Origin of the sequence: Rhizobium hidalgonense, from assembly GCF_005862185.2 — a bacterium.
GTDB classification, from domain to species: Bacteria; Pseudomonadota; Alphaproteobacteria; order Rhizobiales; family Rhizobiaceae; genus Rhizobium; species Rhizobium hidalgonense.
Window position 1 is genome coordinate 2,099,616 of sequence record NZ_CP054027.1, and the last position, 23,767, is coordinate 2,123,382.

22 protein-coding genes are annotated in these 23,767 nt (G+C 60.6%); 13 read left to right on the forward strand and 9 right to left on the reverse strand.

Annotated features, from left to right (window positions below):
- Positions 1-96: 96 nt before the first annotated feature.
- On the forward strand, positions 97-3,498 hold the full coding sequence (locus FFM81_RS10005; protein WP_003568905.1) for a YhdP family protein: 3,402 nt from the start codon (positions 97-99) through the stop codon (positions 3,496-3,498).
- Positions 3,499-3,521: 23 nt separating this feature from the next.
- Here FFM81_RS10005 and FFM81_RS10010 read toward each other — a convergent pair whose 3' ends face one another.
- Positions 3,522-5,183 carry an alpha-amylase family protein gene (locus FFM81_RS10010; protein ID WP_138384240.1) on the reverse strand — a complete coding sequence of 554 codons (1,662 nt, stop codon included), beginning with the start codon at positions 5,181-5,183 and terminating at the stop codon, positions 3,522-3,524.
- Between the two features lie 199 nt (positions 5,184-5,382).
- On the opposite strand from FFM81_RS10010, the gene FFM81_RS32675 reads away from it, so the two are divergent.
- Complete coding sequence (locus tag FFM81_RS32675; RefSeq protein ID WP_025416257.1) at positions 5,383-5,667, forward strand: hypothetical protein; 285 nt, start codon at positions 5,383-5,385, stop codon at positions 5,665-5,667.
- Positions 5,668-5,748: 81 nt separating this feature from the next.
- Here FFM81_RS32675 and tyrS read toward each other — a convergent pair whose 3' ends face one another.
- Positions 5,749-7,005 (reverse strand): tyrosine--tRNA ligase, encoded by a 1,257-nt coding sequence (tyrS, locus tag FFM81_RS10015; RefSeq protein ID WP_138384241.1) that lies wholly within the window; start codon positions 7,003-7,005, stop codon positions 5,749-5,751.
- A 129-nt stretch (positions 7,006-7,134) separates the two neighbouring features.
- Between tyrS and FFM81_RS10020 the strand changes: the two genes are divergently transcribed.
- Both FFM81_RS10020 and FFM81_RS10025 read left to right on the forward strand, forming a co-directional pair.
- Complete coding sequence (locus FFM81_RS10020) at positions 7,135-8,253, forward strand: anhydro-N-acetylmuramic acid kinase (RefSeq protein WP_138384242.1); 1,119 nt, start codon at positions 7,135-7,137, stop codon at positions 8,251-8,253.
- Entirely contained in the window at positions 8,250-8,777 is a 528-nt protein-coding gene (locus tag FFM81_RS10025) for a GNAT family N-acetyltransferase (RefSeq protein ID WP_025416254.1), read from the forward strand. The genes FFM81_RS10020 and FFM81_RS10025 overlap by 4 nt, the downstream gene beginning before the upstream one ends.
- Here FFM81_RS10025 and FFM81_RS10030 read toward each other — a convergent pair.
- Together FFM81_RS10030 and FFM81_RS10035 are read right to left on the reverse strand one after the other, a co-directional pair.
- Entirely contained in the window at positions 8,774-9,949 is a 1,176-nt protein-coding gene (locus FFM81_RS10030; protein ID WP_138384243.1) for an acyltransferase family protein, read from the reverse strand. The genes FFM81_RS10025 and FFM81_RS10030 overlap by 4 nt on opposite strands.
- 141 nt (positions 9,950-10,090) lie before the next feature.
- Complete coding sequence (locus tag FFM81_RS10035) at positions 10,091-10,768, reverse strand: alpha/beta hydrolase (protein ID WP_003568896.1); 678 nt, start codon at positions 10,766-10,768, stop codon at positions 10,091-10,093.
- A 216-nt stretch (positions 10,769-10,984) separates the two neighbouring features.
- Between FFM81_RS10035 and FFM81_RS10040 the strand changes: the two genes are divergently transcribed.
- The 7 genes from FFM81_RS10040 to sufA all read left to right on the forward strand — a co-directional run bounded on the left by FFM81_RS10040 (position 10,985) and on the right by sufA (position 18,187).
- Positions 10,985-12,151 carry a cysteine desulfurase family protein gene (locus tag FFM81_RS10040; RefSeq protein ID WP_128398548.1) on the forward strand — a complete coding sequence of 389 codons (1,167 nt, stop codon included), beginning with the start codon at positions 10,985-10,987 and terminating at the stop codon, positions 12,149-12,151.
- 168 nt (positions 12,152-12,319) lie between these two features.
- Positions 12,320-13,789, forward strand: coding sequence for a Fe-S cluster assembly protein SufB (sufB, locus tag FFM81_RS10045; RefSeq protein WP_003568892.1), 1,470 nt, complete (start codon positions 12,320-12,322; stop codon positions 13,787-13,789).
- A gap of 191 nt (positions 13,790-13,980) precedes the next feature.
- Positions 13,981-14,736 (forward strand): Fe-S cluster assembly ATPase SufC, encoded by a 756-nt coding sequence (gene sufC, locus FFM81_RS10050; RefSeq protein WP_003568890.1) that lies wholly within the window; start codon positions 13,981-13,983, stop codon positions 14,734-14,736.
- 24 nt (positions 14,737-14,760) lie between these two features.
- The gene (gene sufD / locus FFM81_RS10055; RefSeq protein ID WP_138384244.1) at positions 14,761-16,035 is read left to right on the forward strand and encodes a Fe-S cluster assembly protein SufD; all 1,275 of its coding nucleotides are present in this window, start codon (positions 14,761-14,763) and stop codon (positions 16,033-16,035) included.
- Between the two features lie 12 nt (positions 16,036-16,047).
- Positions 16,048-17,289: a cysteine desulfurase gene (locus FFM81_RS10060; protein WP_097532665.1), complete on the forward strand. Its 1,242-nt coding sequence runs from the start codon at positions 16,048-16,050 to the stop codon at positions 17,287-17,289.
- A 12-nt stretch (positions 17,290-17,301) separates the two neighbouring features.
- Positions 17,302-17,682: an SUF system Fe-S cluster assembly protein gene (locus FFM81_RS10065; RefSeq protein WP_003559708.1), complete on the forward strand. Its 381-nt coding sequence runs from the start codon at positions 17,302-17,304 to the stop codon at positions 17,680-17,682.
- A gap of 112 nt (positions 17,683-17,794) precedes the next feature.
- Positions 17,795-18,187 carry a Fe-S cluster assembly scaffold SufA gene (sufA, locus tag FFM81_RS10070; RefSeq protein ID WP_138384245.1) on the forward strand — a complete coding sequence of 131 codons (393 nt, stop codon included), beginning with the start codon at positions 17,795-17,797 and terminating at the stop codon, positions 18,185-18,187.
- 59 nt (positions 18,188-18,246) lie between these two features.
- Here sufA and FFM81_RS10075 read toward each other — a convergent pair whose 3' ends face one another.
- The 5 genes from FFM81_RS10075 to FFM81_RS10095 all read right to left on the reverse strand — a co-directional run bounded on the left by FFM81_RS10075 (position 18,247) and on the right by FFM81_RS10095 (position 21,787).
- On the reverse strand, positions 18,247-18,552 hold the full coding sequence (locus FFM81_RS10075; protein WP_097532664.1) for a flagellar basal body rod protein FlgC: 306 nt from the start codon (positions 18,550-18,552) through the stop codon (positions 18,247-18,249).
- A 215-nt stretch (positions 18,553-18,767) separates the two neighbouring features.
- Positions 18,768-19,559 (reverse strand): amino acid ABC transporter ATP-binding protein, encoded by a 792-nt coding sequence (locus FFM81_RS10080; RefSeq protein WP_097532663.1) that lies wholly within the window; start codon positions 19,557-19,559, stop codon positions 18,768-18,770.
- A complete protein-coding gene (locus FFM81_RS10085; protein ID WP_003568880.1) occupies positions 19,556-20,224 on the reverse strand; it encodes an amino acid ABC transporter permease in 669 nt (222 codons plus the stop codon). Before FFM81_RS10085 ends, FFM81_RS10080 begins: the two co-directional genes overlap by 4 nt.
- Positions 20,221-20,862 carry an amino acid ABC transporter permease gene (locus tag FFM81_RS10090; RefSeq protein WP_003568879.1) on the reverse strand — a complete coding sequence of 214 codons (642 nt, stop codon included), beginning with the start codon at positions 20,860-20,862 and terminating at the stop codon, positions 20,221-20,223. The genes FFM81_RS10085 and FFM81_RS10090 overlap by 4 nt, the downstream gene beginning before the upstream one ends.
- A gap of 97 nt (positions 20,863-20,959) precedes the next feature.
- Positions 20,960-21,787, reverse strand: coding sequence for a transporter substrate-binding domain-containing protein (locus tag FFM81_RS10095; RefSeq protein ID WP_138384246.1), 828 nt, complete (start codon positions 21,785-21,787; stop codon positions 20,960-20,962).
- A 229-nt stretch (positions 21,788-22,016) separates the two neighbouring features.
- Between FFM81_RS10095 and hutC the strand changes: the two genes are divergently transcribed.
- A complete protein-coding gene (hutC, locus tag FFM81_RS10100; RefSeq protein WP_025416246.1) occupies positions 22,017-22,724 on the forward strand; it encodes a histidine utilization transcriptional repressor HutC in 708 nt (235 codons plus the stop codon).
- 29 nt (positions 22,725-22,753) lie between these two features.
- Positions 22,754-23,683 carry a LysR substrate-binding domain-containing protein gene (locus FFM81_RS10105; protein WP_138384247.1) on the forward strand — a complete coding sequence of 310 codons (930 nt, stop codon included), beginning with the start codon at positions 22,754-22,756 and terminating at the stop codon, positions 23,681-23,683.
- The last annotated feature ends 84 nt before the right edge of the window (positions 23,684-23,767 follow it).

Genomic DNA, 23,767 nt, shown 5'->3' on the forward strand with positions numbered 1-23,767 from the left:
TGGATGACACTTTCTCTCCCCGAATTATATAGTGGATGGAAACCCGTCCAGCATTGCCGGGTTCATTTCTTCATTTAAGGGAGAGCCCGAAGGCGCATGTCAGCCATCCGCGGCGAAAAGGTCACGTTTCGCAAGAAGGATATCGTTGCGCTGGACCGCTTGCCGTCCGCCCAGGCCGAGGATCCGATCATCGTCCATTGCCCGCCGCCGCGCTCGCCGGCGCGGCGTACGGCAAAGCTGACCGCAGGTTTTCTGGGCGTGATTCTGCTTGTTCTCGCCGCGCTCGTCTTCACCGTCGAGAGCGGAATGTTCGACAGGCCACTGTCGCAGCAGGCGCAGGCGGCGTTGAACAGCGTGGCCGGACCTCGCTATCGCGCCGAAGTGGGCTCCACCGTCATTCGCTTCACCTCTGATTTCCGGCTGGCGCTGGAAGCGCGCGACGTCAACATGATCGATGAGCAGAGCGGCCAGCACCTGTCGACGACGGGCTCGGTGCGCCTCGGGCTCGATCCGCTGCAGCTTTTCCGCGGCCGCATCGCCGTCACCGATATCGAAGCCGAGGATATCGCGCTCGATACCGCGCTGCTGCCCGCCGGCAATCCGGTTCTGCTCGACGATCTGCGCATCGACGCCATGCCGGCGGCGATGGAGAAGATCTTCTCGCAGTTCGACATGTTCGACAGCATCGTCACGCGCGGCTCGACGAATTCCGTGCGCATCTCCGGCATCGACATCAAGCTTGCCGACACCGCCAACGGCCCGCTGTCGCTGGTCGTCGACAATCTCGTCTTTGCTCATGCCGGCCCATCCTCGCTGCAGTTGACCGGCGAGGTGGCGCTCAACGGCGAGGTGGCCGAGCTCGACGTGCTGGCCGAGAAGGAAGCCGGCCATGTGTCTAAGGTGGTGGCGACGCTCAAACATGCCGACCTCACGCCCTTTGCTCTAAAACGCAACGATCAGGGCGTGATTCGGCAGGGGCTCAACGCCTTTGCCGACCTGACGGTATCGGCCACCAGGGGGCGTGATGGCGAGCAGCCGGCGCTGGCGGCAACCGTCGACATCGATCCTGGCCTGATTTATGCGGACGGCGATCCGCAGGAACTGTCGGGCGGCCAGATCAACCTCGTTTATGATTTCACCAAGCAGACCCTCGAAATCGCCCGGTCGAACGCCCGGTTCGGCGCGACCACGGTTCCGATCAACGGCGCGCTGATCGATCTCGACAAGCTCGATCCGCAGGCCGGCAAGGGCTTCGGCATCGACCTGCTGGTCAGCGGCGGCACGGCAGCTCCCGGCGGCTCCGGCGAGCAGCCGCTCTCCTTCGATATCCAGGCGACCGGGCGTTACTTGGTGGCCGGGCGGGAATTCCTCTTTCCCAACATGACCGTCTCCAGCCCGCTCGGCGCGCTATACGGGGCACTGCACGTCAAGCTTGGGGGCAAATCGCCGGAGATCAGTTTTGCCGGCCAGTCGGCACAACTGCAGACGACGGCGATCAAGCAGCTCTGGCCGTTCTGGATGGCGCCCAAGGTGCGCACCTGGGTACATGGCAACCTCTTCGGTGGCACCGTCACCAACGCCTCGATCTCCGTCTTCATTCCCTTCGGCAGGCTCGACGAGGCCGCCGGCGGCAAGGGCCTGAAACTCGACGCCAACCAGATCCGCATCGGCTTCGACGTCGCGGATGCGCGGATGAACATCGCCGGCGACATTCCGCCAGTTCGCGACATGGCGGCCCATTTCGACCTTATCGGCCCGGCTGCGACGATCGCGATCAAGAGCGGCACGTCGTTTTTCCCCTCCGGCCGGTCTGTCGGTCTCGGGCAAGGTACATTCATCTTACCCGCCACCTACGACAAGCCGCTGATGGCCGATATCGATCTAGCGATCTCGGGTTCAGCGGACGCGGTCGGCGAGCTTCTGACCTACCGGCCGATCCGGGTGCTGCAGCGCGCCGGTTTTACGCCCGACGATCTCAAGGGGCGGATCGACGCGCATGTGAAAGCGCATTTCGGCCTGCTCTCCTCGCAGAACCCGCCGCCGGCCGAATGGACGGCGGAAATGAAGCTGACCGATATCGATCTTGCCAAGCCGTTTTCCGGTCGGACGATCAGCAATCTCGATGGGACGCTGAACGGCAATCCGAAACAGATCACCCTCGACGCCAAGGCCCAGATCGACGGCGTCCCGGCCGATATCGATCTTGCCGAACCGGTCGAGGCATCCGACAGCGCCAAACGGCAGCGGGTAATCACCGCGACGCTTTCGGAAGACCAGCGCAACAAACTGATCCCCGGCCTTTCCGGCATCGTCGGCGGCAGCGTCAAGATGGTGCTGACGCGCATCGACGACGACCGGCAGGACGTCCAGCTCGACCTCACCAGGTCGCAACTCGACCTGCCATGGATCGGCTGGTCAAAGGGCAGCGGCATTGCCGCGACGGCCGAATTCGAAACATCCGGTCCAGCCGACAATACCGAGATCAAGAATTTCCGGCTGAAGGGCGACGGTTTCGGCGCCATCGGATCGATGAACATCGGGAAAGGCGGGTTGATCTCGGCCGATTTCGACAGCGTCAAGCTCTCCTCGCTCGATGATTTCGCCCTGTCGGTGAAGCGCAGCAAGGGCAATTTCGACGTTTCGGTCTCCGGCGACAGCGCCGATGCGCGGCCAGTTATCGCGCGGTTGAAATCGGGCTCGGGCGGTGACGATGATGACGGGGATGCCGGCGACACCGGCGTATCGGTGCGCGCCAGGCTGAAAAACGTCATCGGCTTCAACGACGAGAAGATCGGCAATTTCCAGGCGCAGGTGTCACTGCGCGGCGACAAGCTGCAGACGCTGAACTTTTCCGCCGTGACCGACAGTGGCGAGGCCGTGGTCAGCCAAATGAAGGACGGCGGCGTCATCAACGTCACCAGTGGCGATGCCGGTGCGGTATCGCGTTTCGCCGATCTCTACCAGCATATGCAGGGCGGGCTGCTCAATCTGGCAATCCGACTTTCGCCACAGGGCGGCTGGGACGGCTCGCTCGACGTGCGCCGTTTTTCGATCGTCAACGAACAACGGCTGCGCTCGATCGTCTCGACGCCCGTCGGAAACGAGCAGCGCAGCCTGAACGAAGCGGTCAAGCGCGACATCGATACCTCGTCGCAGCGTTTTCAGCGGGGCTTTGCCCGCGTTGTCTCGCGGGGTGGCATGGTCGGCATCGAGAACGGCGTGCTACGCGGCGACCAGATCGGCGCGACATTCCAGGGCGTCGTGCGCGACCGCAAGGGCAATATGGACATGACCGGCACCTTCATGCCAGCCTATGGCCTCAATCGGCTCTTTGCCGAGCTACCGCTGATCGGCGTCATCCTCGGAAACGGCAGTGACCGCGGCCTGATCGGCATTACCTTCAAACTCACGGGCAATTTCGACAAGCCGAACCTGCAGATCAATCCGCTGTCAATCATCGCGCCGGGTGTTTTCCGGCAGATCTTCGAATTCCAGTAAGGTTGGCGAGGCGGCACCCAGGACTAAATTTCCTTGCGCCTGAGGAGATAGTCGAGGCCGCCGACGCGATACCAGCGATAACCGTAGGCGTCGAGCACCATGGAATGTAAGCCTTTCTCGTCCGCCTCGCTGCTCGCGCCGTCGGCAATATCGATCAACTGTCGGCCGTCTTCACCTATATCCGGATCGAAGGTCACCTCGGCCGGCTGCGAATGCAGATTGTGCAGGATCAACACGGAATTGCCACGCCAGTCGTAACGAAGCGCCAGCACGCCGTCGTCACCGGTGTCGACCGCGGAAAAGTCGCCCCAACCGATTTCCGGGGCTTCCTTGCGCATCCGTATCATCCTCTCGGTCCAGTTCAGCAGGGAGTTCGGATCGCGCCGCTGTTCGGCGACATTGACGTGCTGGAAGCCGTAGGGTCCATCCTTGATGACGGGCGAGACGGGCTTTCTGCTTTTGGTGAAACCGCCTTGCGGTTCCGTCGACCACTGCATCGGCGTGCGGGCGCAGTCACGTTCCGGCAGGTTTAAATCGTCGCCCATGCCGATCTCGTCGCCGTAGCGGATGACGGGTGTTCCCGGCAGCGAAAACAGCAGGCTGTAGGCCATCTCGATCCTGCGGCGGTCGCCGCCGAGCATCGGCGCCAGGCGACGGCGGATGCCCCTGTTGTAAAGCTGCATATCCTTTTCGGGCCCGAAGGCGGCAAAGACCGCGTCGCGTTGCTTTTCCGAGAGCCGGCCGAGATCCAGTTCATCATGGTTGCGGAGAAACAGGCCCCACTGCGCGGTTGCCGGTCGCGGTTGCGTCGCCTCCATTGCCTTTTTGAGCGGCCGCGTATCGGCATTGGCGAAAGCATAAAACAACGCCTGATTGACCTGGAAGTTGAATATCATCTGCATGCGGTCGCCATCGTCGCCGAAATATTCGAAATTATCCTTCGGCAGGATGTTGGCCTCCGCAAGGATGATAGAATCGCCGAGGCGCCACTGCAGGAATTCGCGAAACTTTCTCAACATGTCGAACTGCTCGACGGGCTTGGTGACGTCGGCACCTTTCGTCGCGATGATGAAGGGGGCCGCATCCATCCGGAAGCCGGAAACGCCGAGCTGGATCCAGAAACCCATGATCTTGAGGATCTCAGCCTGCACCTCCGGGTTGGAGGTGTTGAGATCTGGCTGGTGATCGTAGAAGCGGTGGAAATAATAGGCCTCGGCCGCGTCGTCATGGGTCCAGGTGCTCTTCTGGACGCCGGGGAAGACCATTCCATGATCGGCATTCGCAGGTTTTTTATCTGACCAGACGTACCAGTCGCGATAGCGTGACTGCGGATCGCTCCTGGCGTCTTGAAACCAAGGATGGTCCTTGGAGGTATGATTGATCACCAGATCGATCAGCACGCGGATCCCGCGCTGCTTGGCGCCGTGAGTGAATTCGACGAAATCGCCGAGCGAGCCATAACGCGGGTCGACATTGTAATAATCGGAAACGTCATAACCATCATCGCGGCCGGGCGACGCCTGGAACGGCATCAGCCAGATCGCCGTCACACCGAGGCCGGAGAGATAATCGAGACGCCGCATCAGCCCCTGAAAATCACCGACGCCGTCACCGTTCGCATCCATGAAGGTTTCGACGGACAGGCAGTAGATGACAGCGTTCTTATACCAGAGGTCGTTGATCATAGGCGTTCCAATCCAATCTGGTCGCAAATCCCGGCGGGCGGAAAAGGTTCCGACAGGTGGCGATTGTTGAGCGCCCTGCTGGCTGGTGCCGACCTGTCCTCACAAAGGCGGACATTCATGCTTTGCTTGTTTTAGGGAACTCTGATGTAATGTGGGTCCCGGCCCGCGAATAGCCGCCGGGGCAATGTCGGAGGATGCCATGCACTGTGCTTGGACAGTCTCTTTCATACCGGTCGCAATGATTGCCGTTGCCGCTGGCGGCGCTGCTTCATATTCCGCAGAAAAGAGCGGGCGGTTGAGGCCGCCGGAGCTCATCCGTTCCGCCCACGTGCTGACGGTTCCTCTCGATGCGACGGTGACACCGCCGACCTTCTCCATCAGTTGGTGGTCACGCGTGACGCGCGCCCCAGATGTCGATCCGCCACCCTATGTCTTCCGTGAGGCCGAACGAACGGACGCGACGTCTCGACCCGGCGTTGAGTGAGGGTTGCGCCAACTCAGGAGTCGGGCAAAGAAAAAGCCGGCGCGGGCGCCGGCTATGATATCCGTTCACACTTGAAGTCGCTTACGCCGCGCGACGGATCAGGATGTGCTTCTTTTTGCCGAGCGAGAGCTTTATGACCCCATCGGCGGTGATCTCGCCGCTGCCGATCAACATGCGCTCGTCGCTGACCGCCTGATCGTTGATGCGCACCGCGCCGCCCTGGACGTGCCGGCGAGCTTCACCATTCGAGCCGGCCAGGCCGGCACGAACGATCAGCGACAGCAAGCCGATGCCGGCGTCGAGTTCGGATGCGGGAACCTCGACAGACGGCAGATTGTCGGAGAGGCCGCCTTCCTCGAAGGTTTTGCGCGCCGTTTCGGCGGCCTGCTCGGCAGCTGCGCGGCCGTGCAGAATTGCGGTAACTTCGGTCGCAAGGATCTTCTTGACCTCGTTGATCTCCGAACCGCCGAGCGCCGAAAGTCGGGCGATTTCATCCATCGGCAGCGTCGTGTAGAGCTTCAAAAAGCGCGAGACGTCGGCGTCCTCTGTGTTGCGCCAGTATTGCCAGAAATCATAGGCCGAGAGCATATCGGCGTTCAGCCAGATAGCGCCCGTCGCCGATTTGCCCATTTTGGCGCCCGACGATGTCGTCAGCAGCGGCGAGGTCAACGCATAGAGTTGCGGGGTCCCCATGCGGTGACCGAGATCGATGCCATTGACGATGTTGCCCCACTGGTCCGAACCGCCCATCTGCAGGCGGCAGTCGTAACGCTTGGCGATCTCGACGAAGTCGTAGGCCTGGAGGATCATGTAGTTGAATTCCAGGAAGGACAGCGACTGTTCGCGGTCGAGACGCGTTTTCACGCTGTCGAAGGACAGCATGCGGTTGACGGAGAAGTGCTTGCCGACATCGCGCAGGAATTCGAGATAGTTCAGCGAGCGCAGCCATTCGGCGTTGTTGATCATCAGCGCGTCCTTCGGACCGTCGCCGTAGTTCAGGTAATTGGAGAAGGCGCGCTTGATCGAGGCGATGTTGCCTTCGATCGTATCCACGGTCATGAGCTGGCGCGCCTCTTCCTTGAAGGAGGGGTCACCGACCATGCCGGTGCCGCCGCCCATCAGCGAGATGGGGCGATGGCCGGTCTTCTGCATCCAGTGCAGCATCATGATCTGGATCAGCGAGCCGGCATGCAGGCTGGGCGCGGTCGGATCGAAGCCAATATAAGCCGTCACGGTTTCCTTGGCGAACAGATCGTCGAGGCCACGTTCATCGGAGACCTGATGAATGAAGCCGCGTTCTTTCAGTGTGCGGAGGAAATCGGACTTGAACTCGGACATGGCGTTCGTCTCTTGGTGTCTGCGCTCGACCGGCGGGGCTCGCGCAAGTTCGTTGTTGTTGATCTGTCGCGGCGCGTTTAGCACTGTTTTTATAAAAGTGCATCCGGGAATCGCAGGGAGGCAAGGCTCATGGGTGTCATCAGGACTGCGATCGGCCTGATGAGCGGCACGTCGATGGATGGAATCGATGTCGCGTTGCTCAGGACCGACGGCCGCGGCTTCATCGAGCGCGGTCCGTTCCTGGGCGTACCCTATGAGGCCGATTTCCGTCGGCGGCTCAAACGGGCGTTGGAGCTGGCGCGGCCGCTGACCGACAGGAACGGCCGCCCCGCCGAACTTCGCGACATCGAGCTCGACTTGACCCTACGGCATGCAACTGCCGTTACGGCATTCCTGGAGCGTTTCGGGCTTGCTGCCAATGCCGTCGATGTTCTCGGCTTCCATGGCCAGACGGTGCTTCACCGGCCCGACGACGGGCTGACGATCCAGATCGGCGACGGCGGGGAATTGGCGCGCCGAACCGGCATATCCGTGGTCCATGACATGCGCGCCAACGATATGGTTCACGGCGGCCAGGGCGCGCCGCTGGTGCCGGCCTATCACGCCGCACTTGCAGGAAAACTCCAGCAGGCGGGGCAGGCTGTGTGCTTCGTCAACATCGGCGGCATCTCCAATCTGACCTTCATTGGCACGGACGGGCGGATATCGGCCTTCGACAGCGGGCCGGGCAACACGCTGATTGACCAATGGGTGGAGATGCAGACCGGCCAAACCTACGATCCCGGCGGCGAGATCGCCGGACGCGGCAAGGTCGTGGCCGCTCTCGCAGATCGATATCTCGCAAGCCCATTCTTCCGCGGCAATGTCCGCCGCTCGCTTGACCGCGGCGATTTCGCGCCGCTTCGGGCCGGCGAGGCAAGCCTTGAGGACGGCGCCCGGACGCTGGCGCATGTCGCTGCCGCCTCGATTATCCAATCCACCGGTTTTCTGCCCGAGACCCCGTCGACCTACATCGTCTGCGGCGGCGGACGGCTGAACGGCACTCTCATTGCCGAGTTTTCGGTCATGGCCGAAGGGCTGGGATCGAATGTGTTGACCGCCGAAGAGGCAGGTTTTGACGGCGATGCGATGGAGGCCGAGGCCTGGGCATATCTCGCCGTTCGCTCGCTGGACGGATTGCCATTGACGTTTCCCGGCACGACGGGCGTCGGCGCTCCCGTCACCGGCGGGGTGTTGGCAACGCCATGACAAGCGAGCGTGGCATCCTGAAGACGCCGCGACTGGCCTTCGTCATGTGGGACGAAGGCGATGCGGCCCTGGTGCAGCAGCTGCATTCGACGATGGCGACGACCCGGTATCTCTCCGGCAATGCGCCGTGGAGCCTTGAGAAGGCCGAGGAGCGGCTGCGGGGCTGGTTCGAGGAGCAGGCACGCGACGGCACGACCAAATACAAGCTCATCGGTGAAGATGGCAGCTTCATCGGCCGCGCCGGTATTTCGCGGTTCAGGAGTGAAGAATTCGAACTCGGCTATTCCTTCCGCGAGGAGGCGTGGGGCAAGGGCCTTGCGACTGAGGCTGCGAGCGCGCTGGCAGACTGGTTCTTCGAACGGCAGTTTGCATCGGGCTTCATCGCCTTTACCCATCCCGAAAACACCGCCTCGCAGCGAGTCCTCGCTAAGATCGGCATGCGCGAACGCGGGCCGATCCGGATCGATGGAATGCCAGGGCTGGCTTTCGAACTCACCGCCGACGGGCGGCCGGCAAGGCCCTAACTTTTTACGGCGACTGGCCGGATACCGGATCCGCGCCCAGCCTGATTGCCATCCTCGACGCCTCTGACCTGGGCGATGAAGGAGAACTTCTTGCGAAGGCCGAGGATCGGCTTTTCGATGAAGTGCCAGGACAGCACTGCGACGGCGAGAGCCGAGGGCAGGCCGACGAGGTAGAGCGCCAAGGCCCCATATTTCGGATAGAGAAAGACCGTCGGGAATGAGCTGATCCAGATCTGCAGGAACGGGTCATGGTAGAGATAGACGCCGTAGGAATAATCGCCTTTCCTGAAAAAGGCGGGAATGGGCACCTCCGACAGGCCGATAAAGACGGTGATATAAACCAGCGAGGTGATGACGATCGGCCGGTTGATCACCGACTCGACCGCGCGGCTGTCCAGGGTCAGAATGGCGATGACGCAAACCAGGCAGGCGGCGGCAAAGATCCAGCGGGAATGCGGAATGAGAGCTTTGAACTGAAAGGCGACGATGCCCATCATGAACGCCGTTATCAGCTGGGAGCCCCGGCTCATGAACAGGAAGCGCGCGATCGGCTTGATTGAACCAGGCAACAGATAGGGCATCTTTTGAATGACGAGGCCGATGAAGATATAGGCGATCGTCACGCCAAGCAGCTTATAGCGCGTCTTCACGATGGCGGTGACCATCAGCAACGACATGATGATGTAGCAGAATATCTCCCAGGGAACCGTCCAGAGCGCGCCGTTGACACGCTGGCTCGGATTGTCCTGGAAAACACCAGGCAGCTCGTAATGGATCCAGCCGACGATATTCAGGAAATATTTGAAAAACCGCGGATCGGTAAAATAGTCGGCGTGATAGACGATAGTGACGATCGGCCCGATGATCAGCGAACAAACGACGATATCGACGGCCAGTGCGGGGACGATGCGCAAGCCACGATTGATCAGAAAATTCCGCAGGCTCAGGCGCTGGGCGCTGCCGGCGATCAGAAATCCGCTCAAGGCGAAAAACATCGGAACGAGAGCGTATTCGGTAAACCAGAATACCGAGCCTCTGATGAAGGCATCATTCCTTGTCAGCAAAAAGGAATGGGTCAGTACGATAGAAAAGGCGAGTCCAATTCGAAGAAAGTCGAACCCCGGACCGATACCCCTATACTTATCCAGGACTTCCCCGAACGACTTGGTCATTGCGGACCTCGCTTTAGTTAGGATCGCGAGGACCCTACCGCACCGCAATATATATTGCAACACGGTAGGTGATCTGTTCCGGCACAATCGACCCATGCGGCCTGGACCGTGCCGCATAGGATAAATTTGAGTGAGATGAGGTTAGCGAATCCGCTTGGCGGCCGGCTCCGGCACCAGCTCGCCGTTCAGGCGGCGGTCGAGATAATCCTCGCATTCGCCCATCAGCGTTTCCACCTGGCCGTTGAAGAAGTGGTTGGCGTTGGAAACGGTGCGATGGGTAATGAGGATGCCCTTCTGGGTCTTCAGCTTCTCCACGAGGCCATTTACGTCTTTTTCCGGCGCCACCTTGTCGGCCTCGCCGTTGATGATCAGGCCAGAGGAGGGGCAGGGCGCCAGGAAGGAGAAATCGTAAGTATTCGGCTGCGGCGCGATCGACATGAACCCTTCTATCTCCGGCCGGCGCATCAACAACTGCATGCCGATCCAGGAGCCGAAGGAATAGCCGGCGACCCAACAGGTCTTCGAATCGGGATGCAGGCTCTGCACCCAGTCGAGCGCGGAGGCGGCATCCGACAGTTCGCCGGCGCCGTGGTCGAATTCGCCCTGGCTGCGGCCGATGCCCCGGAAATTGAAGCGCAGCGTCGTGAACCCGCGCTTCTGGAACATGTAGAAGAGCTGGTAGACGATCTGATTGTTCATCGTGCCGCCGAACTGCGGATGCGGATGCAGGATCAGGGCGATGGGCGCGCTTTTTTCCTTGGAGGGCTGGTAGCGGCCTTCAAGACGGCCGGCTGGGCCGTTGAAAATTACTTCGGGCATTGGTACTCCGGGTTTTATTTCGCGTTCGCGCTACGTTGGACGACAACATGACTTGACTAGTGTTGTCAGCTTTTCTAAAACGCAGTTTAGAACAATTCGAAACTTGCATGGCGATCCACGCATCGTGAATGTGTCATAAGGCAAGCCCGGCGGAAATTTCAAGAAAAATGAACCGCGGGTGCTGAAGCAAGCTCGTCAAGCGCAGGACTGAAGATCATGGCGCCGCAACGCCTTTATCTCGACTGGAATGCCACAGCGCCGCTGCACCCTGCAGCACGCGAGGCGATCATGCGCGCCATCGACATTTTCGGCAATCCAAATTCCGTTCACGGCGAAGGCCGCGCCGCCCGCGCTGCAATCGAATGTGCGCGTCGCAAAGTGGCGGCTCTGGTCGGCACCGACGCTGGCAATGTGATCTTTACCAGCGGCGCGACCGAGGCCGCCAATCTGGTGCTGACACCGGATTTCCGCATGGGCCGCACGCCGCTGGGGCTCGGGCAGCTTTATTTTTCGGCGATCGAACATCCCGCAGTGCGCGAAGGCGGCCGCTTCACCAAGGAGAAGATGACGGAGATCCCGGTGACCGAAGCCGGCATCGTCGATCTGGATGCACTCGCTACGATGCTCGATGCCCATGACAAGGGCGCCGGCCTGCCGATGGTTGCCATCATGCTCGTCAATAATGAGACGGGCATCGTTCAGCCGGTGGAGGCAGCAGCAAGGATCGTTCACGCCCATGGCGGGCTTTTCATCGTAGATGCCGTGCAGGCAGCGGGGCGCATCGGGCTCGACATCGGCAAGATCGGCGCCGATTTCATGATCGTTTCCTCACACAAGATCGGTGGGCCGAAGGGCGCCGGCGCGCTGATTGCGCGCGGCGAGGCGCTGATGCCACGGCCGTTGATCCAGGGCGGCGGGCAGGAGCGCGGTCACCGGTCGGGGACACAGAATTCCCTGGCGCTGATCGGCTTCGGCGCGGCGGCGGAGGCTGCGGCCGACGAACTCGAGGCTCGCAATGCGGCAATCGGCGCGCTGCGCGAGCGGCTGGAAACCGGCATGCGTCGGGCAGCAGCCGATGTGGTGATCCACGGCGCGGGCGGCGAGCGCGTCACCAATACGATTTTCTTCACCCTGCCGGGGCTGAAGGCGGAAACCGGACAGATCGCCTTCGATCTTGAAGGCGTGGCGCTTTCGGCCGGCTCTGCCTGCTCGTCCGGACGGCTCGGCGAAAGCCATGTGCTGACGGCGATGGGACGTGACGCCAAACTGGGGGGCTTACGCATCTCGCTCGGCTTTTCGACGACGGACGAGGATATCGACAGGGCGATTGCTGCTTTTGCGAAGATCGCCTGCCGGCGCAGACCGGCGGGCGAGGCGGCCTGACCGCGTCATAAACTTGCGGAAACGCAAATTTCTGCTTGCCAACCGGGCTGAAAAGTCCCTTTTGGCCTCTTACATCTAGGGCAAGGAATTGCCTGGCATCAAGGGCAAGAGAATTGCCCAAGCGCTACAAGCTGCCGGACCTTGTATCCGGCGAGATTGGAGAATGAAATGGCTGCCGTGCAGGAAACGATCGACCAGGTGCGCCTGATCGATGTCGACCAGTACAAATACGGTTTCGAGACCGTCATCGAAATGGACAAGGCGCCGAAAGGCCTGTCCGAGGACATCATCCGCTTCATCTCCGCCAAGAAGCAGGAGCCGGAGTGGATGCTGGAATGGCGCCTGGAAGCCTATCGGCGCTGGCTGACGCTGGAAGAGCCGACCTGGGCCCGCGTCGATTATCCGAAGATCGATTTCAACGACATCTATTATTACGCCGCGCCGAAGAGCACACCCGGGCCGAAGTCGCTGGATGAGGTCGATCCGGAGCTGCTCAAGGTCTATGAGAAGCTCGGCATTCCGCTGCGCGAACAGGAGATTCTTGCTGGCGTCGAGAAGCCGAAGATTGCCGTCGACGCCGTCTTCGACAGCGTCTCGGTCGTCACCACCTTCAAGGCGGAGCTGAAGAAGGCCGGCGTCATCTTCATGTCGATCTCGGAAGCCATCCGCGAATATCCCGATCTCGTCCGGAAATATCTCGGTTCTGTCGTGCCGACCTCGGACAATTATTACGCGACGCTGAATTCGGCTGTTTTCACCGACGGCTCCTTCGTCTTCGTGCCGAAGGGCGTCCGCTGCCCGATGGAGCTTTCTACCTATTTCCGCATCAACGAGAAGGGTACCGGCCAGTTCGAGCGCACGCTGATCATCGCCGAAGAGGGTGCCTACGTCTCCTATCTCGAAGGCTGCACGGCGCCGCAGCGCGACGAAAACCAGCTGCACGCCGCCGTGGTCGAACTCGTTGCGCTCGATGATGCCGAGATCAAATATTCCACCGTCCAGAACTGGTATCCGGGCGACAAGGAAGGCAAGGGCGGCATCTACAACTTCGTCACCAAGCGTGGCGATTGCCGCGGCGACCGTTCGAAGATCTCCTGGACGCAGGTCGAAACCGGTTCGGCCATCACCTGGAAATATCCGTCCTGCATCCTGCGCGGCGACGACAGCCGCGGCGAGTTCTACTCGATCGCCGTGTCCAACGGCCATCAGCAGATCGACAGCGGCACCAAGATGATCCATCTCGGCAAGAACACCTCGAGCCGCATCGTCTCTAAGGGCATCGCCGCCGGTGTGTCCAACAACACCTATCGCGGCCAGGTCTCGGCCCACCGCAAGGCGTCGAATGCGCGCAACTTCACCCAGTGCGATTCGCTGCTGATCGGCGACAAATGCGGCGCCCATACCGTGCCCTATATCGAGGCGAAGAACTCGACGGCGCAGTTCGAGCACGAAGCGACGACTTCGAAGATCTCCGAGGACCAGCTGTTCTACTGCCTGCAGCGTGGCATCCCCACAGAAGCGGCGATCGCACTGATCGTCAACGGCTTCGTCAAGGAAGTCCTGCAGGAACTGCCGATGGAATTCGCCGTCGAGGCGCAGAAGCTGATCAGCATTTCGCTGGAAGGCTCCGTGGGCTAAACACTGGTTCCTTCATCCTCGGGCTTGTCCCCAGGATCCGCGCACGTAAGCGGACAGCCGCATCGGAGCACTAGAGCAATATAATTGAAGGCTTAGATCCTCGGGACAGGCCCGAGGATGACGGATCGAGACCGGTGCGACGGTCAATTGGGCGGCCCTTGAAGCCGCTTTATGAATAGGAAAAAAACAAGATGCTTGAAATCAGAAACCTTCATGCCCGCATTGCCGAAGACGGCACCGAGATCATCCGTGGCCTGAACCTGACGGTAAAGGCCGGCGAAGTTGCCGCGATCATGGGGCCGAACGGCTCCGGCAAGTCGACGCTCTCCTATGTGCTGTCCGGCCGCAGCGATTACGAAGTCACCGAGGGCGACATTCTTTACAATGGCGAGAGCATTCTCGAGCTCGATCCGGCCGAACGCGCCGCCAAGGGCGTCTTTCTCGCCTTTCAGTATCCGGTCGAGATTCCGGGTGTCGCCACTATGCAGTTCCTGAAGGTGGCGATGAACGAGCAGCGCAAGGCGCGCGGCGAGGACGAGCTGACGACGCCGGATTTCATGCGCCGCGTCAAGGAAGCTGCGGCCAAGCTGCAGATCAACACCGAGATGCTGAAGCGGCCGCTCAATGTCGGTTTCTCCGGCGGCGAGAAAAAGCGGGCCGAAATCCTGCAGATGGCACTGCTCGAGCCGAAGCTCTGCGTGCTCGACGAAACCGATTCCGGCCTCGATATCGACGCGCTGAAGATCGTTGCCGATGGTGTCAACGCGCTGCGTTCGCCGGACCGCGCCGTTGTCGTCATCACCCACTACCAGCGCCTGCTCGACTATATCGTGCCGGATACCGTCCACGTGCTCTACAAGGGCCAGGTGATCAAATCGGGCGACAAGACATTGGCGCATGAGCTGGAAGCCAATGGTTATGCCGACATCATCGGCGCGGCGGCCTGATTTCGGGTGGAAGGGACGACGTCCATGAACATGCAGACGACGAGCCGCCTGACTGCGGCCGAAACGGCGCTGATTGAGGCCTTCAACCATCAGATCGGCGATCTGCCGGGCAATGGCGCGGTGACGGCGCTGCGCGACCGGCTTCTCGACGATCTGAAGAAGGCCGGCCTGCCGACGCGCCGCATCGAAGCCTGGCATTACACCGACCTGAAAAACCTGCTGCGCACCTTGCCGCCGCAGGTCGGTGACGCCGGTTCCAACGCGCTTGAGCCGCTCGTTGACGGCTCCGCCGTGCTGGCGGTGATCCAGGGCCATGCCAACCAGAAGGCTGCCGCCGACGGTCTTGGCGTTTCCGCCTATAGCGAGCATCTGCTCGACGGCTCCGCCGCAGACGGGCTCGATGCGCTCGGCAGCGACGACGCGGTCGGCCGCATCAACGGCAGCTTCGTGCGCGACGGTTATGTCGTCGACGTACCTGCCGATACCGAGCTTGACGCTCCGCTCGAGATCCAGTTCGTCCATGCCGGCGGGCAGGCCCATACGCGCCTTCCTGTAACCTTCGGCGCTGGCGTTAAAGCGACCGTCATCGAACGTCACCTTGCGGTGACCGGCGATGCCGCGCTTGTATCCCACGTCAGTGACATCGCGGTCGGCGAAGGTGCCGAGCTGACCTGGATCATCCTGCAGCAACAGGGGGCCGACGATACGCATCTCGGCCAGATCCGCATCGATCTCGGCGCCAACGCCAAGCTCCGGCTGTTCGTCATCAACGCCGGCGGCAAGCTGGTGCGCCAGGAACTGCACATCAAAGTGACGGGCGAGGGCGCCGATCTGACGCTGCGCGGCATCAACCTGCTCGGGGCAGAAAGCCATACAGACGTCACGATGGTGCTCGGCCACGACGTGCCGCATACCGGCTCGACCGAAGTGATCCGCAACGTCGTCTTCGACCGCGCCAAGGGCGTCTTTCAGGGCATGATCCGGGTTGCGCCCGATGCGCAGAAGACCGATGCCAAGATGGCCTGCAACACGCTGCTGATGTCCGATGATGCCGAATTTTCGGTCAAGCCCGAGCTTGAGATCTTCGCCGATGACGTCCAGTGCGGCCACGGCGCGACGGTCACCGATATCGACGCCAATCATCTCTATTACATGATGGCGCGCGGCATTCCGGAGAACAAGGCGCGGGCGATGCTGGTCAACGCCTTCGTCGCCGAGATCGTCGAGGAACTGGAAGACGAGGCCCTGGTCGAGGCGCTGGAAGGCGTGATTTCGGCCTGGCTCGAAAAGCACGCCTGATCGGATATATCAATGGACAAGATCGTGCCGGCCACTGAGTACGACGTCGAAGCCATCCGCCGGGATTTTCCAATCCTGGCGGAGAAGGTCCACGGCAAGCCGCTGGTCTATCTCGACAACGGCGCCTCGGCGCAGAAGCCGCAGGTGGTGATCGACGCCATCTCGCACGCCTACAGCCACGAATATGCCAACGTGCATCGCGGCCTGCATTATCTCTCCAATGCCGCAACGGATGCCTATGAGGGATCGCGCGAGAAGGTCCGCCGCTTCCTCAATGCGCCGGATGTCAACGATATCGTCTTCACCAAGAATTCGACGGAAGCGATCAACACCGTCGCCTATGGCTGGGGCATGCCCAAAATCGGCGAAGGCGACGAGATCGTCCTGACGATCATGGAACACCACTCCAACATCGTGCCCTGGCACTTTATCCGCGAGCGGCAGGGCGCCAAGCTCGTCTGGGTGCCTGTCGACGACGAAGGCGCCTTCCACATAGAGGATTTCGAGAAGAGCCTGACCGAGCGCACCAAGCTCGTCGCCATCACCCACATGTCGAATGCACTCGGCACGATCGTTCCCGTCAAGGAAGTCTGCCGGATCGCGCATGAGCGCGGCATTCCGGTGCTGATCGACGGCAGCCAGGGCGCCGTGCATCTGCCGGTCGACGTGCAGGACATCGATTGCGACTGGTATGTCATGACCGGCCACAAGCTCTACGGTCCATCGGGCATCGGGGTGCTCTACGGCAAGAAAGACCGGCTTTCCCAAATGCGCCCCTTCCAGGGCGGTGGCGAGATGATCTTCGAAGTCGCCGAAGACGCCGTCACTTATAATGATCCGCCACATCGCTTCGAGGCCGGCACCCCACCGATCGTGCAGGCGATCGGGCTCGGTTACGCGCTCGACTACATGGAGAAGGTCGGCCGTGAGGCGATCGCCCGCCATGAGGCCGACCTTGCCGCTTACGCGGTCGAGCGGCTGAAATCGGTCAATTCGCTGCGAGTGTTCGGAACGGCGCCCGACAAGGGCAGCATCTTTTCCTTCGAGCTTGCCGGCATCCATGCCCATGACGTCTCGATGGTGATCGACCGGCAGGGTATTGCGGTGCGGGCCGGCACGCATTGTGCCATGCCGCTCTTGAAACGTTTCGGCGTCACCTCCACATGCCGTGCATCCTTCGGCATGTACAATACCCGCGCCGAGGTCGATGCCCTGGCCGATGCGCTTGAATATGCGCGCAAGTTCTTTGCTTGAGGAGTGTCCGTGATGAGCCTGGACGAAAGCGAACAGAAGATCGACGTGCGCGAAGGCATCGTGCATTCCAGCATTCCGGCAGATGAACTGGCGCGGCTCAGCGACGACGTCATCAGCGCGCTGAAGACCGTCTACGATCCGGAAATTCCGGCCGACATCTTTGAACTCGGGTTGATTTACAAGATCGACATCGAGGATGACCGGATGGTGAAGATCATGATGACCTTGACCGCGCCCGGCTGCCCGGTTGCCGGCGAGATGCCGGGCTGGGTCGAAAATGCTGTTGGCGCCGTCGAAGGCGTGTCGGGCGTCGAGGTCGCAATGACCTTCGATCCGCCGTGGACGCCGGACCGCATGTCCGAGGAGGCGCAGGTCGCCGTCGGCTGGTACTGAACTGCGCTAGTACGCAGTACCGCGCGCGGTATTGATCCGTTTACCTCGGGCGACTACATTTGATTCACGAAGCGCCGGATCTTGACCCCGGTTGCGGAAGGAGATGAAGCCGATGGGCTTTGCAATTATGAGCATGACGGACGGGGCTGCGGCCCGCGTCAAGGCGATCGTCGAAAATTCCGGGCCGGAGGCCAAGGGTGTTCGCGTCGGCATCAAGAAGGGCGGCTGCGCCGGGATGGAATATACCATCGACTTGGTGACCGAACCCAATGCCAAGGACGATCTGATCGAGCGCGACGGCGCCAGGGTTTGGGTCGAGCCATCAGCCGTGCTCTATCTTCTCGGCACCGAAATGGGCTTCGAGCAGACGACGCTGCGCTCCGGCTTCACCTTCACCAACCCGAACCAGACATCGGCCTGCGGTTGCGGCGAATCCGTCGAATTGAAACCCGCCGATCTCGCGGCCCTTGCCACTCAGCGCCAGAGCGAGCCGGTGCATTCCTGAAATTTACTCAGACTGACGGAAATTCAGCGCCAGCCAATCGTCTACAGGTATCGGCGTGCTCAGTCGCGCTTGATGCTCATCAGCATTTCCCACATGTCGGCGCCGGTCTCGAAGACCACGGCGTTCGCCTTGTAGCTTTGCTCGGCTTCGATCAGGTCAGTGAGTTCGGTGGCCAGATCGACATCCGACGCCGTCGGGCTGACGATGGCCTCGACGCCGCCTGATGCAGCGGAGGTGAGGTTGGTGTTCAGCCTGGTATGACCAGGCGCGCTGCTGTTTGCGACGTTGCTGGCGATCGCGCTGATCCGCGTCGTCTGTGCCCGCATGCCCGAAAGAGCAGTGCCCGCAATACCCGATATGCTCATCAGCTGTTTCCCCAGAACTGGATAATCGTCTTTTACCCGCTAGGATTTAGGGAATGCTGAAGGCGTTGCGTTAGCAAAAACCTATGAGTGCGCAACCATGCCGTCAGATTGCTTCGCAATGGTACGGCGCGCAGCCATACGCGCAGCCATATAGGGGATATCACGGGCATAACGTACAGAACCCAAACGCTTAGACGGATAAAGTAGGACGAGCTTCACAGCAACATCGAGGCTCCGCGGTCGATATAGGTATCAAGAAACTGCTCGAGGCGGGGGTTTCTAGGTCGCTTGAAAACCTCTTGCGGCGGACCGGTGAACAGCACCTTGCCGTGATCGAGAAAGATGATCTGCTGGCCGACGGTTGCGGCAAACCCGATCTCGTGGGAAACGACGACCATGGTCATGCCTTCGGCAGCGAGATCGCGCATGACGTTGAGCACTTCGCCGGTCAGTTCCGGATCGAGTGATGAGGTTGGTTCGTCAAAGAGCATGATCTTCGGGTTGAGAGCCAGGGCCCGCGCGATGGCAACACGCTGCTGCTGTCCTCCCGAAAGCTGTGACGGATAGTGGTTTGCCCGACCCCCGAGACCCACCTTGGCGAGCTGGGCCATTGCCCGCTCCTCCGCGTCCTTGCGGTTGATCTTGTGAACCGTCTTCAGCGCTTCGCTGACGTTGCCGAGCGCGGTCATGTGCGGCCAGAGATTGAACTGCTGAAAAACCATGCCGATCTGGGCGCGAATCCGGCGATTGGCGGCGGCCGGCAATCGCTCCCTTACGCCCTTCGCATTTTCCGCAAAGCCGAGCACCTCGCCATTGATGGCAATGGTACCCTTCGTCGATTCTTCCAGAAACGCCATGCAGCGCAGCAGCGTGCTCTTGCCGGATCCCGACGGACCGATTACGCAGGAAACCTGTCCCTGGGCAATATCAAGATCGATGCCGTTCAGCACGGTGGAATCGCCAAACGTCTTGACCAGATTTTTGACTGCGATCGCGGGTACGCTCATATGTGGAAAAACCTGAATCTTGTGAGTTTCGTTTCGGCGAGACGGCCAAGCCAACCGGTGATTTCGACCAGCCCCCAGTAGAAGAGGGCGAGGACAAAAAGCGCTTCGACGAAAGCATATTGCTGCGATCCGATGGCGCTCAGTGTTGCCGTCAGTTCCGGCACGGTGATGATCGACAACACGGCCGTCTCCTTCATGAGGATGATCGTCATGTTGAGCGATGGCGGCAGCACCAGCATGGTCATCTCAGGCAGCAATATGCGCCTGACGATCTGCGTGTGTGTCAGGCCAACGCATAGACCCGCTTCGATATGCCCCTTCGGGACGGCGGCAAAGCCCGAGCGGAATATCTCGCTGAAATAGGCCGCGCCGTAGATGGACAGGCCGACGACGCCTGCTGGGATCGGATCGAGCGACAATCCGACGAAGGGGCCGCCGTAGTAGACGAGGAATATCTGAATGAGGAAGGGCGTGCCGCGCAGCACTGCGATGACAATGCCGAACACCCTGTCCAGGATCACCCCGCCAAAACGCCGCGCGACAGCGACAAGGAAACCCAGAACGGCAGCGGCAAGAGCGGCGACGATCCAGATGACGATTGTCACGCAGGCACCGCTGGCGATCTCCGGCAAATGGCTGAAAATCACATTGATATCGAACGTCATCGCGGTACTCCCGGCAGGGAGCGTTCGATCAGACCGCCGGCAAGCGCTACGATCCAATTGATGGCGAGGTAGATCAGACCGGCGGAAGCGAAGATTTCAAGCGGCAGAAAGGTGCTGCCGGCAAGGTCCTGGGCCATGCGCGTCAGCTCGACGATCCCGACAACGGAGACCAGCGAGGAAGCCTTCAGAATAAGGATCGCTTCGTTGACGAGCGCCGGAAAGGTCAAACGCAGAGCGATCGGCGCCTTGATCCGGCGGAAGATCTGGATGGGAGTGAGGCCGACCATCTCGGCGGACTCGACGAGGCCCGAGGGAACGCTCGCAAACCCGCCACGTAGATTTTCAGCCTGATAGGCAGCAGTGCACAGTGAAAGGCCAACGATGGCCGCCACGATACTCGGCACGTTGATGCCGATCACCGGCAGAAGGTTATAGATCAGCAACAACTGCACCAGCAGCGGCACGCCGCGAAAGAAGCTGATGAAAATCTGCCCCGGCAACACGAAAAGCCGTTGCCGCGAAAGGAGCATGGCGGAAACAATGATCGCGATAGCAAAGCCGATCAGAATCGAAACCATGCTAATCGTCACGGTGTAGATCGAAGCTTGCAGAAGAAGTTCGAAAAGTTTGGTGGACATGGGTGGTGCTTGCCTGCGTGCTGCGGCCGTGACGTCTGTTCCCACGGCAGATTGCGCCCCGACCGATGGAGGGGCGCGTGCATTTCACCGGCAGTGGTCAGAATGCCGGGTCCTTGACAGCGTCCGGCGTGTCGAAAGACGCACCGAACCACTTCTTTTGCAGCTCCGCCATACGCCCGTCTGCCTTTATCTTGAGCATCGCGGCATCGATCGCGTCCATCAGCGGGGCATGATCGGCGTCCTTGAGACCGATAAAGCCGAAATAGGACTTCTTTCCGAAAGGCGGCAGGACGACTTCGAAAGTGCCCTTTCGCTGGCTGGCGACAAAGGCGATGTTCGGGAGCGAATTGGCGACGCCGGCAATACGGCCGGCTGCGAGATCGGCGTAGGTCTCAGTGAAGGCAGGATATTCGCGCACATCGACCTTGGTCGGCAGTGTGTCGGAGAATTCCTTCAACTGGTCGAGCTGGGCAGTTGCCTTGCCGACACCAATTGTCTTGCCGGCAATGTCTTCCGGCTTGCTGATCGTCGTGTCGCCGGCCTTCTTGAGGATGGCAATCGTCGCTTCTGCGATCGGCGGCGTGAACCGATAGCGCTCCATGCGCTTCTTGGTGATCGTTGCAGGACCTGCGACGACATCGAATTTGCCGGCCTCGAGCGCGGGGAAGACGCCGTCCCAGGGAAGAGCCACCCACTCGATCTTGACGCCAAGTTCCTCGCCGATCTCGGCAAAAAGGTCGACGTTCAAGCCTGTATGTTCACCCGCATCGATATAGTCAAACGGTGCGAACGCCGTTTCGGTGCCAACCTTGAGGGTGCCGGCTGCCTTGACAGACGCCAGCGTGTCGGCCGCATGGGCGGAAACGGCTGCTCCGAACAGGAACGCAGCGCCGACCAGACCCTTCAGCAGTGAATTTGTTTTCATGAGCATCTCTCCAGTTTTATTCCCCCGGCGGAGGAGTTTGGTTCCCGATTTTTGATTTCAATGCGCGGATTTTTATGCTCCGCTTTTGACTATACAAATAGATATAGGCTGGCCTAGAGTGTCAATGTCAAAGTCGAGGAACGCAAAATTTGTGCCGGGTGGCGGCGATCTCGCCGGTGTGACGCGACCGCTCCGGCACTTTGATCGTGACGCCGAACGAGGTGTGGACTTGGTGTCGATTTATCAGCGTATTTTCATGGATATCGAGGCGAAAATCATCAGCGGCGATTGGCGGCCCGGCGACCGTATTCCCGTCGAGCATGAACTGGTCGCGGAATATCAATGCTCGCGCATGACCGTCAGCAAGGCACTGTCGGCGTTGGTCGAGCGCGGCATGATCGTTAGAAGGCGCAAGACCGGTTCGTTCGTCGCATCGCCCCAGATCGACCGCACGGTGATGGATATTCAGGATATCAGCACCGAAGCGGAATTGGCCGGGCACGAGCACCGCTTCGAGCTTCTCACCCGTAAGATCGAACGCCTTGGAGAGACGGAGGCACAACAGCTGTCGGAAGCTCCCGATGCAGAGATACTGAGGCTTCAGTGCCTGCATATCGTGGATGGCAGACCTAATGCCATCGAACGGCGGATCATCATGCTCGACGCTGTCCCACGGGCGCGCGAGGAGAGCTTCGCCTCGATCCCGCCCGGCAAATGGCTGCTTGCAGAAGTTCCCTGGTCCAAGGCCAAACACGTCATCCGCGCCGTCTCGGCCGATACGGCGACGGCGCGCATCTTGCAGACCGAAAGGGGTAAGGCCTGCCTTTGCCTAATCCGCCAGACCTGGCAGAACGGCCGGACGGTGACATATGTCGAGATTACGCATCCAGGCGACCGGTTCCAGTTCGCAGGGACGTTTCATCCGACATCGAATTGAATGGGCGCCAATCACGGGAGGCTGCGCAAGTGATCGATGAGCGCTTCAAGACGATCCCGCTCAAGGGCCTGCAAGCCTTCGAAGCAGTGGGGCGTTGCGGCGGCGTGACGGCCGCGGCACTGGAGCTCAAGGTCTCGCCGGGGGCAATCAGCCAGCAAATCCACAAGATCGAAAGTTTTCTTGGAGTTTCGCTTCTGGAGCGGAGCGGGCGAACCGTCGAGCTGACCGCCTGGGGCCGGCTTTATCATCAGGAGATCTCGAAGGGATTTGAGCAATTTGCGCTGGCCCAGCAGTTGTTGGAAAAGGCACGCAACGAGACGGCGCTGGTCCTTAGCGCGCTTTCTTCCGTCGTCAACAAATGGATCGGCAGGCGCATCTTCGACTGGCAGGCCCTTCACCCCGATGTTCAAGTGAGAATTATCGGACGGGACAAGGAGCCCCGGATCGGCTTCGACGATGTCGATTTCCGCGTGAGCTACGGATCGGACGTCCTGCAGCACGACCATTATACGGAACTGTTTCGCGATTGGGTCGTGCCTGTCTGCTCGCCGTCGCTGATGCAGGATCGCGCGCACGCGGCCCGGGATCTTTTCGAGCAACCGCTTCTGCATGTCGAGTGGGAAAGGCACTTCACGCCTTACCCAAGCTGGGCGGAGTTTGCCGCTATGGCCGGTCTCTCGTCCGAGGCGTCAACGCCGGGCCTCTCCTTTACTCTGTCGAGCAGCGCGATCGATGCTGCCGTCAACAAGCGCGGCGTCGTCCTCGCACAGATGTCGATGATTGCCGATGAGCTCGAGGCGCAGACGCTCGTCATTCCCGTCGACATGCGTATTCCGCTGCGCGAAAGCTACTTTCTCGCCTGGGACCGCTCGGCACTGCAAAAGCCGCGCGGGCGCGAATTCCGCGACTGGCTCGTCGCGATTTCCCGTCAGCAAGCTTTGGCGTCAGTACCCAAGTGAACGTTTAGAAAAACTAAAACGGACCTTAGCGCCGCGATGTTGATGAAAATTTGCGCCTGGTGATAATTTGCGCAGCCACCTTCA

Bases quoted from the DNA above. Each gene is read 5' to 3' on its own strand.
- FFM81_RS10005 (WP_003568905.1), top strand. From the start codon at position 97: ATGTCAGCCATCCGCGGCGAAAAGGTCACGTTTCGCAAGAAGGATATC.
- sufC (WP_003568890.1), top strand. From the start codon at position 13,981: ATGCTTGAAATCAGAAACCTTCATGCCCGCATTGCCGAAGACGGCACC.
- tyrS (WP_138384241.1), bottom strand. From the start codon at position 7,005: ATGTCCGAGTTCAAGTCCGATTTCCTCCGCACACTGAAAGAACGCGGC.
- FFM81_RS32675 (WP_025416257.1), top strand. From the start codon at position 5,383: ATGCACTGTGCTTGGACAGTCTCTTTCATACCGGTCGCAATGATTGCC.
- FFM81_RS10080 (WP_097532663.1), bottom strand. From the start codon at position 19,559: ATGAGCGTACCCGCGATCGCAGTCAAAAATCTGGTCAAGACGTTTGGC.
- FFM81_RS10040 (WP_128398548.1), top strand. From the start codon at position 10,985: ATGGCGCCGCAACGCCTTTATCTCGACTGGAATGCCACAGCGCCGCTG.
- FFM81_RS10020 (WP_138384242.1), top strand. From the start codon at position 7,135: ATGGGTGTCATCAGGACTGCGATCGGCCTGATGAGCGGCACGTCGATG.
- FFM81_RS10095 (WP_138384246.1), bottom strand. From the start codon at position 21,787: ATGAAAACAAATTCACTGCTGAAGGGTCTGGTCGGCGCTGCGTTCCTG.
- sufD (WP_138384244.1), top strand. From the start codon at position 14,761: ATGAACATGCAGACGACGAGCCGCCTGACTGCGGCCGAAACGGCGCTG.
- FFM81_RS10035 (WP_003568896.1), bottom strand. From the start codon at position 10,768: ATGCCCGAAGTAATTTTCAACGGCCCAGCCGGCCGTCTTGAAGGCCGC.
- FFM81_RS10060 (WP_097532665.1), top strand. From the start codon at position 16,048: ATGGACAAGATCGTGCCGGCCACTGAGTACGACGTCGAAGCCATCCGC.
- FFM81_RS10065 (WP_003559708.1), top strand. From the start codon at position 17,302: ATGAGCCTGGACGAAAGCGAACAGAAGATCGACGTGCGCGAAGGCATC.
- FFM81_RS10025 (WP_025416254.1), top strand. From the start codon at position 8,250: ATGACAAGCGAGCGTGGCATCCTGAAGACGCCGCGACTGGCCTTCGTC.
- FFM81_RS10085 (WP_003568880.1), bottom strand. From the start codon at position 20,224: ATGACGTTCGATATCAATGTGATTTTCAGCCATTTGCCGGAGATCGCC.
- sufA (WP_138384245.1), top strand. From the start codon at position 17,795: ATGGGCTTTGCAATTATGAGCATGACGGACGGGGCTGCGGCCCGCGTC.
- FFM81_RS10090 (WP_003568879.1), bottom strand. From the start codon at position 20,862: ATGTCCACCAAACTTTTCGAACTTCTTCTGCAAGCTTCGATCTACACC.
- sufB (WP_003568892.1), top strand. From the start codon at position 12,320: ATGGCTGCCGTGCAGGAAACGATCGACCAGGTGCGCCTGATCGATGTC.
- FFM81_RS10030 (WP_138384243.1), bottom strand. From the start codon at position 9,949: ATGACCAAGTCGTTCGGGGAAGTCCTGGATAAGTATAGGGGTATCGGT.
- FFM81_RS10075 (WP_097532664.1), bottom strand. From the start codon at position 18,552: ATGAGCATATCGGGTATTGCGGGCACTGCTCTTTCGGGCATGCGGGCA.
- FFM81_RS10010 (WP_138384240.1), bottom strand. From the start codon at position 5,183: ATGATCAACGACCTCTGGTATAAGAACGCTGTCATCTACTGCCTGTCC.